The organism is Leptospira ilyithenensis (genome assembly GCF_004771005.1).
GTDB lineage: Bacteria > Spirochaetota > Leptospiria > Leptospirales > Leptospiraceae > Leptospira_A > Leptospira_A ilyithenensis.
Genome location: NZ_RQHV01000046.1, coordinates 1 through 10,436, shown reverse-complemented (window position 1 = coordinate 10,436; position 10,436 = coordinate 1). Strand labels below are relative to the sequence as shown.

At 41.4% G+C, this 10,436-nt stretch carries 4 protein-coding genes; all 4 read left to right on the top strand.

Annotated elements, in window-relative coordinates:
* Positions 1–577 precede the first annotated feature (577 nt).
* From EHS11_RS10340 to EHS11_RS10325, 4 genes are read left to right on the top strand one after another with little or no spacing between them, the layout of a single operon-like run.
* A complete protein-coding gene (locus EHS11_RS10340; protein ID WP_135764339.1) occupies positions 578–1,852 on the top strand; it encodes a TIGR04388 family protein in 1,275 nt (424 codons plus the stop codon).
* Entirely contained in the window at positions 1,825–8,301 is a 6,477-nt protein-coding gene (locus EHS11_RS10335; protein WP_342775441.1) for a TIGR04388 family protein, read from the top strand. The genes EHS11_RS10340 and EHS11_RS10335 overlap by 28 nt, the downstream gene beginning before the upstream one ends.
* A gap of 6 nt (positions 8,302–8,307) precedes the next feature.
* Positions 8,308–9,012 (top strand): NADase-type glycan-binding domain-containing protein, encoded by a 705-nt coding sequence (locus EHS11_RS10330; protein ID WP_135764337.1) that lies wholly within the window; start codon positions 8,308–8,310, stop codon positions 9,010–9,012.
* A 34-nt stretch (positions 9,013–9,046) separates the two neighbouring features.
* Positions 9,047–9,970, top strand: a complete 924-nt coding sequence (locus EHS11_RS10325; RefSeq protein ID WP_135764336.1) for an ankyrin repeat domain-containing protein — start codon at positions 9,047–9,049, stop codon at positions 9,968–9,970.
* Positions 9,971–10,436 lie beyond the last annotated feature (466 nt).

Below are 10,436 nucleotides of genomic sequence, written 5' to 3'. Positions count from 1 at the left end.
TTTTTCAATATAGGTCTACGTTAGCCGGCACCATGCGGCAAAAAGGCGAACTTATTTGAAGAAAATTTCTGATCGGGAAGGTTTTGCTTGCGGTAGCGGTGAAGATGTGTTAGAGGGAACGCATTTGGTGGCTTTGTGGTTTCACCCCACCCAGGAGATCAGCTTTGCTGATGATCCTTCGGATACTTCTCGCTTCTATTGGCGCGAGGGGAGGGGCGGGGAGATCCGTCCTAAACCAAGAACCCGTCCCCCATTTTGAGAACAACCCCACTTTTCCTAACTTTTTTCCAAAAACCTTTAAAAAATCAGAACCAAACCATTCATTTCCAGACCCTCTTTTTTAGCCGACTTAACACGGCAAGGAAGTCTTTATGAAAATATACAACCAAACAAGTCGATTATCATATCAATTAACAACAACAAGGCGGATGGAAACTAAAATCAGTCCGATCAGATTTCAGGGAAATTTTTTTTAGAAAACTAAAAAAACGGAACAACAAAATGAACGGGCAATCCGCATATTTTTTTGACTTTATCTTCTAAGTATCATTAGTTGGCAAACATCGGAGGAAGGACCATGGAACAAGAACAGACGACAAAACAAAGATTCACCCGGTTTACAAAAACACAAGGCGCGCTCGCGCTTTTTTCCTTTGTATTCTCACTGTTTTTTGCAGGTGCGGTTTTCTCCCAGGCAACGATCCCTCAGTTGCAGATGGATCCTTACAATTCGAATGTGATGAACCAGGTCTACGCTCAGTCGTATTTTCTGAATTCCACGCAAGCCTGGATGGATCAGGTGCTGCGTCAGAAAGGTTTATTCCGCGCTCAGTGGGAAGCCGAGGCAGACAGGACCATTTACGATTACGTCTCGGGCATAAACACAAGCGATGCGTATAACGATCTAAATGCGCATAAGGACTCTGCGCTAAAACAACTAATCTCTCAGAAAATGGAGGCTTTGCATACCTGGGAAAGCCGGGCGAATCTGGACTTTCTTCGGAATAGAGACGAGTTTTTAACAAAAATAGAAACAAACGTATACAACAAGGCTTATTTAGACCGGCTGGGTGCGCAAACCCAGTCCATGCAACTTCTATTGGGAAATCAAAGAATTGAAGAGTTACAAAGTAATATCAGCAGCGCAGCCAGCAACTGGAATGCAAATTTCAACCAGAGCTATCAATCGGGACTGAATGATTTTGCAAACACTCTGGGAAATATAGAAGACGAATACGGTAATTTTCTCACAAGTCTGGACAATTCGGAAGCAACTTTCCAGGACAACCTGACTACGATCGATTCCTATAAAACAGTTGTTAAGAATGCAATCAAAGGCATAGTCGGTGAGTTCCAGACAATGTTGGATAAGCCCTGCAACCAGGCAAATCCCTGTTTGTACAGACAAGCAAATAACGGTGGTTTGAATGGAGCGGGTCAGACTATGAGTGCGCTTGTCACGAGCCTGAACGAAGTATTGAATGATAATAGTTTAAATCCGACTAACATACTCACTACGATTTCCGCTCTGATTAATAATTTTCTATCAAGCCAGACAAATTCAGCTTATCTGACTTATACGGATTATTCGAATCAGATCAGCACAGTACAAACCACCTGGCCTCCGGCCAATCCGTATGGTGTAGGGTATGGTCAGCAATACATCAATGATATAAATAACGGAGTATTTACCTTTGACCATACTTCCGCAGATCAAAGATCTCACTGGTCGAGGGATACGAACGGATTGTTTTCCGGAATTGATAATGCGAACGTTCAGGCGGTAGTTCAGGCGATTGTCGCCGGAAGAGGAAATCTAACTGCATTGCAACCATCATCCAGTCAGGTATAGGCGGGACAGGTCGAACCGTTACAGCGGTTTATGCCGCAAATGTTTATACGGATTGGGGCGGGCCGGAACATTCGGACGGGCTCGCTTGGAATAGCATCAATGGAGCCCAGCAGAATTTTAACAAAGACATGAACGGAAATCCCTGGTTTTGGGGAGCCGACCGTGTTTTGTCTACGTATTGGTTTCAAATGGCCAATATCGGCTATGATGTAGTTTACGCTTTGCATGACGGGAGCGCAGCGGACCAGGCAACTTATTGGAATGGAAACTACGGTTCCTTAAACGGCCAACTCAGTAAATATATGAACCAGATTACACCCGCTATACAAAGTTGGGAATCCCAAGTCGCAAGTTATAATAGTTTTCATGAACAATGGAAGACTAACGCTGACGATTTAAAAGCCCAGGCAAAAATAGATTATGACAATGCCCGGGCAGACCTGGAAGTAAAGAAGACTGCCTGGATTCAAAAGATGGAAGACGAGAGACACGACTCCACCATCAAATGGAACGAGTTAAGTACCAAAGCCGCAGAAGCGGAGTCTACGGCAGAACTCAAATCCATAAGCAAACAGTTATTAAATACATATAATGCTTCGATCGCAAGTGCAAACATTTCTACAAATGTTTCGGATGCAATGAGCTCTTACAAGGGTTCAATGAACGACTTAAGCAGTCGTGAATTTACATTTTACGAACCTTCTCCCGTGTCAATGCCAGCTTTGAACAACAGCATGATTCCTAAGGATGCTTTGGCATCTATCAGTTTAAGTGCGATTGGAAATAAAATGATAAGCCAGGATATGGTTTTCGGATTGTCGAATGCATTAGGTGTTGCCGGCTTTCAGAAGGACGCTTATGTATATTCGAATTTAAGTTCTACCATTTCTAACATATCCAATGCAGTCGGCGGATTTTTTGGAAATAACTCTAGTTCGGGAGGACAAAAGTTTTCTATCCTGGGTGCTGCCACGGAAAAGACAATTGATACGAGCCTAAAGATCAATGGAAAAGATATATCTGAAGTTTTTGCAAACACTACGAACGGAGTGTATCAATTTTCTCAACTTCTTTCCATCAATGAAAACAACACTTACACCGCAAAACAGGAACAATCCAAGTTAGTCAATCAAATGGCTTATCATGTAAACTGGGACAACCGTGCGGGAGCTAAACTGAATGAAGATGGCGACCTGGTTTTGGTGAACGGAAGTATCGGAAACATTAACAATGATTTGATCCGGGGAATCCTGAAGAAACAAGCGGACTATGTTTACAAAGGCGATAAGTTCGATAAGGTCTGCGTCGCAGGAACGGCGGGTTATGCCGGGTGCCAAGAAACTGAGAAAAAAATCAACGCTGCGCAAACAGCGGCCTTTAATAATTATATGGAAGGTGAAATCAATTTACTGAAAGCGCAAGGATACGAATTCCAAAATGGAATGATTGTAAAATCCTTGTCGATGGATGAAAAAATCCTTCTGGGACAAACGGAAGGACTGACATTGACGGATGCGCAAAAACAAATAGAAGGCCTTTGTTACAAAGACCCGTCACAATGCACTAGCCTCTTAAAGAAAGAATTCAATATCGCTTATGATGCGAGCGGAGGAGTGACTTTATCCAAGGTCATAAGTAACGGCCAGATCGGCGGCAGAAATGCACAAGGGAAATATATCTCAGGAACCCAAAACGAAAGTCAATACATCAGCTTAGCCAAAGTAAGTCCAGTGATGGCTCCCAAAGGGAAAGACTTGTTTGATGAATGGGGCCAAAACGATTGGGCCAACGTAGACAAACAAGCAAGCACTGTGATGAATGATTTCTATACGAAAGGTTTGTCACAGGATAGCAAACAACTTGGCCAGGCGACAGCACTCATCCGGGATGTGGAAGCCAAAAACGAGAAAAAATTCCAAGAGGCAAAGGTAGCTGCGGAAGCTGCGGATTCATTTCTCAAAGATATGATTATGGCTTATATTTCCGGTGGTGTGGCAGGGATCAAAGCATCCATCAAAGGCAAAATAGAGGATCAGATAAATTCCAGTTTGGCGGCGGGATTTATCCGGGCTACGGGGGGAAGTGAAGATCAGATTGCCATGGCATCCCAACTAATAAGCTATATGCGAGGAAAAGTTCAGGAGAAAAAGATCAAAAGCAATATGGCTAAGAATAGCCTGGCAAATGCAGCCGGAGCGTTTGTCGCGACTGGATTAATGTTTGCCACGGGGGGAATGTCGGTTGCACTCGGTGGAGCGGCCTTTGCGACAAATTTTCAAGGAGTAAGTGGAGGCGGACTCGGAATGGTTACTGGTATTGGAGCTTCCACTTACCGGGCGGTGGCGGGAAATCAAGCGGCAGATTCTATGATGAACAGAATCACCGGTCCAAAAGACCAACTTACAGCGATTAAAGCCAATGAGAATGCAATGATCAAATCCTCTGCTACAACTGCGCTCGCAGCTGCGACCGGTATTCCCAGAGACGTTGTGGGACAACTACTGACGGATTACCAAGGTTCGCAGGCAGCGAAGAAAACAAGAAATGCAGTGAATTCCAATCCGATTGCCAATATAGGTTCTCAAATCGCCGGAGTCGGTGGAGGAATTCTAAAGACAGCAGCGGTAGCGTTAGGTGTCAGAGAAAGAGACATTCAAAAGATGTTAAGTAATGGAAATCGAATCGCATTTTCAGGTTCGGTGAATACCAGTGCGGAAGCACAATCCTTAGCCTATATGAACCAAGCAATGGGTATGTCTGCACCCGGAATGAGTTACACATCGAACGTCCCTACTCTTAAAAACAAAGCGGGACTAGTAGAAGAACTGGGTCAAAGGATTGTAGTAGATGAGATCGTCAAAGCAACAGGAATTGATAAAGATATAGCAGATGCAAGTTTCCGTAAACAATATGGTAAGGTAAAACAAAAGAAAGCGGATAAGAAAGCACAGAATAAAGCAATTCGTTCAACAGTCATAACTACCGCCGTAACGGTTGCTACACTTGGTGCAGCGACCGCTGCTTCCGCAGCTGCGGCAGCAGCCCAAACAGCGACGGCAGCTGCAACCGCCGCCGGTGCCAGTGCGGCCGGAGCCGCTGCCGCGGGAAGTGCTGCGGCTGTAGCAGCAACAACGGCAGTCGCAAGTACCGGTTTTCTCGGAGCCGTTGGTTCAGCGCTCGCCACAGTAGGATCCCTCGTGGGAGCGTCCGCGACAGCAGCAGCTAACGTAGGAGCTGCGATTGTCAACGGGGCCGTTCAGGCAATTGACGGATCTAGAAATGGAACTCAAGGAATCATTGCAGGTCTTGCCAATGGAGCCATCGGAGCATTTACTGCCGGTGGTGGAATGAATCTAACCGGCAAGGCAGCGGAGTATCTTGGAAAAGGAGCTCTCGGTCTTGGAGTAAGTTACGAGAAACAAAAAGGTTGGGGAGGTGCCCTCGGACTTGGGGGAGCCAAAGCAAATGTTTCTATTAGTTTTTCTCAAAGAGGAAATACAACGATTTCCGGTTCGATGGAAAGCGGAATCAAAGGAATACAGCTAACAGCTAGTAGTACAACCAATGGCGCAACGACGATCGGAGCGAATTACAACCCGAGTGATAAAGGACCAAGACAAGGCTGGAACTTAGGGGCAAATTACGATGTAAACGGTGGAGGATTTTCCGGTAGTGTTGGTTATACGAATGCACAGACCGGACTTGGACTTACTTCTACGATAGATCGTAACGGATTATCCACATCGGGTCAGTTGAATGGTGTGAGTCTCGCTACTATGACCCGGGATGGATTCCAGTATGATGAGATCAGTTGGACTGATATAAATATCAACAAAGCACAGGACATGACGGATGAGATTCGTCAGAAGGCGTCTGATATAGCAACGATCCGAGAGAATATGCCTGATGTGGATATAAACAATCTACCTGATACAGAGATCGCTAGAATCGCCGGTGAGATCAATACTCAGAACGAAAACAAACAGCTATTAAGAGATGACAGAACTCAGGAAGAGGTAGATGGTATGAGTCCGCTTGCCAGAGAGGAAGCTTTGGATCGGATCAATCATGTTGTAGATCCGAATACATTGGCGTTGGCTGCTTTGACTAGCATTGGAACCGCAGCCCTTGCCTTCATTGGATTGGGTAGAACGTCTAACAGCATACCCATACCAACAACAGGAGTAGCAAGAGTTGTTGAAGTGGCGAGGAGAAGAACCGAGGAAGGTGTTGATACTATTCTGGATACAATCTCTGACTTTATGGGTAGGGTAAAAGATAACATAGTCGATTCGATTAGTGGTCTTTCTACGAACTTAGCCGATGGTGTAAATCGAATGTTGTCGAATGCGAATGAGATAGTTCAAATGCCAAGGGACTGGTGGAATGATACTCCTGCGGTGAATCCGTCTGTACTATCGAAAGCGGATGCGGCTTTGTTAGCGGCGGCAGTTTATTCTGATGTTCCAAAAGATAAAAAGGATCAATTACTTGGAAAAAGTGAAAATCCATTTAAGATACTAGGACCGGATGATTTTAGTGGGACACCTTTGGAAAAGTTAAAATTTGTCGATCATGGAATAACTGGTTTGGATTCTATGTTGGTCAAACGAACTGCTACGATAGACGGAGTAGAAAGGACGGTTTATGTATATTCCTTGGCAGGGACGGAAGGAGGTCCTATAAGCAAAGACGGAGCAACGAATGCAAGTGCTGTAGTAGGCGGTTCGACTCAGTATAAACTTGCACTTAAGAATGCTGAAGCAATTCAGCAGTATATAAAAGATAACGATCCAAGCGCAATCCTAATGACGACAGGACATTCCTTGGGTGGTGGAATGGCGGCTTCTATTTCTTTACAAACAGGAATTCCTGCGATCACTTTCAATCCGGCAGGAACCAACTTTCTTACCAATGGGATTTCCAATGCATTCAATACGGGATGGAATAGGATCGATGCATACATCACTCCTACCGATCCTTTGAATACTTTGGTCCAAAGACCTTTATTTCCATTCATCGGTCCCAATGGTCGAACTCATTCGGAAGCGATTGTGACACCGGAAGGAATCTTTAAAGGTCACAAAATCGATAACTTCGTAGATCATTATTTCAAGAATGAAAATGCGGAAACTGTAAAAACACCTGAGTTTAAGGAAATACCTCATACAACTCAAGAGGGTAGTGCGGGAGGTTTTTTTCAGACTGCCTATAATTCTGTATACGAACCACTCAAAAAGAAAATTCCAAACAAAGTAAAAGATAATTTAAATAGCCTGATCAGAAATACAGCAATGGGGCTTGGGTATAGTCCTGTGATGGAAGGAAATAAACCAGAAGTTACTTCTCGTCCCCTGAATGTAAGTGAGATTTCGAATTCATCAATTACTTTACAGCAGAGGTATGTGGAAGCGGTTGAACTTCCCAATGTAAATGACTTTAAGAAAGGAAGTAGTTTAAAATTAGAATTTCCAGAAATGACTCCGCCTGAAAAAATTCATGAAACATTGGGGAAGGTCGGAACTCAAATGATCAAAGATGCATATTTCAACTATGATGCTTCTATAAAATCAAAAGACTTACTTGAAAAATTTGCAAAGGAAAATGGGCTCAATGCTCCAAGTTCTACCACTGAGCAAAAACAGCTGTATCAAAGATTGCAAACCGAATTGAATACAACAATTACGAATGCAAAGGCTGATCCGTTAATGGCGAGGATTGATTATACAAGAGAAAATTATGCGAGAATCACGACAGAGACTCTTGTGAATCGTTATGGTGATAAAATCGACACTGAAAATAGTACGGATCGTCTTACTGTGTTAAAAAATGGAGAAGGAGTTATTTTAAATCAGGTGGCTTATGATTCTCAGAGAGACAATGCTAGCAAAATAGAGTTTTCTGATTATACTCTTTATCCGGGCAATGAATGTTCTCCAACCGCAACCTCCATTGCAGCGGAATATATGGGAGCTACTTCTCAAAACGGAATGTATCAATTTGTCGATGATTTTATCAAACAAGCACATAAAGATGGAATTCTTTCTGACGGGGATGAGCTTAAAAAAGATAAATATTTGGATAAAGTTCTCGAAAAATATGATCAAAAACTAATAGCCTTAGATATAGATCAAATTGCAATTTCAGGAACAAGCCCAACTCAATATAAACCTGATCCAAATAATTGGAAAACTGGTTCTATCAAAAAGGCCTTGGGTGAAGGAAAACCGGTAGTAGTTGGTGGGGAATTTAACGTTTCTCCAGTTATCGGAGGTCATAGATTAGTGATTGTAGGATATGATTCTACGGGTTGGATAGTCCATGATCCGTATGGGAATGCGAATGGTACTAGTTATCAAGGGTCAGGAATGTATGCACATTATGATTACGGTAAATGGGATATAGGTAAGAAGACGGCATTCGTGATTGAAAATATCCAAAAGGAGTAATAGGCCATGAAAAATTTATTTTTTTTATTCATCATTCCAATCTTTTATTTAATAGCGAGAGATTTGAATTTTGAAAGACTTTATGTCAATGTAAACGATTGTCTCAAAGGTAGTAAGTGCTTTCAAGCGGTAGCTAGTTCGTTCTTAATAGAGAAGGGCAAATCTCAAGATGAATACATTCCCTCGAAAATACATGACTATAAAAAAGAAACAGCATGGTGTGTATCAAAAAACCAAGGAATAGCAGAATTTATTTATGTACCCTATCAAAACAAAGCAAGTATCAATAAATATAAAGAAATTTTGCAGAGAGGAGATTACTACTCTTTGTTTACAATTGTAAATGGATTTGCCAAGAACGAAGATTTATTTTTAGCAAATAACAGAGTAAAAAAAGTTTCTATAGAAGTGCAAGAGATTGGATATACAATGTCTGTATCAGGGCCAGATACAGCTACAGGAACAGATATTTATATAGATGACGGCCCTCTTCTCAATAGTATTCATGAGATCGAGTTAGCAGACACGATGGATGAACAAAAGTTTAAATTAAAAATCGTTCCAAAATCTAAAAAAGATCTTAATCTCCAGATGGATCTGTTATTTAAGATAATAATCAAAGAAATTTACCCTGGTTCTAAGTATAAGGATACTTGCATTTCTGATGCTGGTTTTTCTATCTTAGTGCCAGAAAAAAATAAGCCTCAATAAAAAATAATACAGTAAAGGGTAAGGATAATGTTTTATGAAATACTTAATTTGTATAATATCCATTTGTATTTCCGTTTCTTGTGCGGAATGGCGTTTTAGAACAAAAGTAAATCTGGGCCTGATTGATCTAGACTCACCTCCACCTTTGGGAGCTAACATTACGGTTTACGATTTTAGATTGTTCCGCGAAACTCCTGTATGGGAACTGACGAAAGCAGCGGTGATTCAAGATACGGAAAAGATGAAAAAAATCGTAAGAGAAGGCAAGTTAAATGTGGATTACCAGGAATCGAAGTTTGGAGAAACCTTGCTGTCTTTGGAAGTAAAAAACGAAAGATACGATTCTTCTAAAACTCTACTTGAGTTAGGTGCAGATCCCAATAAGCAAGAGAATTCACTTTCGGAAGGTTATTCACCTATAATGTATGGGGCAAGTGTGAAAGATTTAAGATTATTGAGATTATTACTTGAATATGGAGGGAATCCAAACATTGAAGCAAAAGGAAAGATCATTAGCGGCACAATTACATATACACCTTTAATTAATGCAAGTCAGGATGGAAAATTAGAAAACGTAAAACTTTTAATTAGAGCTGGTGCAAATATACATTTTAAAGATGAACTTGGCTCTACACCTCTTAAGGAAGCACTGATACATAATCACATGGATATAGTATTGTATCTACTCCAAAATGGAATCGACTATAAACAACAGTTTGGTACTGTTAGTGGAAAAAACTATAACACAAAAGAAGAATATCCTCAATATATCGCGGACAGATTACGTTTTAATACCCTCCCCCTAAACTCAGAAAGATACAAACAAAAGATGAAAGTCGTCGCCTTCCTTAAAAAGAACGGAATCGACTACCGGGCCACTCCCATCCCGCTTGCGGCAATTAACGAAGCGAAGAGATTGTATCCAAATTACTGGGAAGAATATTTAGAGAAGTATTGAGACGCTGAAAACATCCAGGCAGGGTTTTAATCGTGGATAGATCTATATAGCGATCTTCATTTTGCAAAGTAAATTCACACCTTTATTCATTATATATTTACTCAGTGCAACAATACTGGGAAAAGATAACAGGCCTTTCGACTTTTCTAAATATGAAATCAAAGAAGTTTGGAAAATAGATTGTGAAGACAAAAGGGAATGTCTTTATAGTTGTGGTAATAAATTTATTTGGGCATACTTATTTCCAATTCCAAATATACAAACTAACTTAGATTCTTTAAGTAGAAGCGAGTGTTCTAGAAAATGCATCAATAAGGATTGCAACTATAAATTAATAAAATAAATCTTCTGTGATCGAATTAGTATAATCGCATTGATTGTACAGAGTGTACGGATATAGTATTCGCCGGTCACAATCCTCTAACTTTACTTAGGTCAAATGTTCTCTACCGGTTCTAGTTCTAAT

Coding starts and splice junctions, on each gene's coding strand:
- EHS11_RS10340 (WP_135764339.1), top strand. CDS start 578: ATGGAACAAGAACAGACGACAAAACAAAGATTCACCCGGTTTACAAAA.
- EHS11_RS10330 (WP_135764337.1), top strand. CDS start 8,308: ATGAAAAATTTATTTTTTTTATTCATCATTCCAATCTTTTATTTAATA.
- EHS11_RS10325 (WP_135764336.1), top strand. CDS start 9,047: ATGAAATACTTAATTTGTATAATATCCATTTGTATTTCCGTTTCTTGT.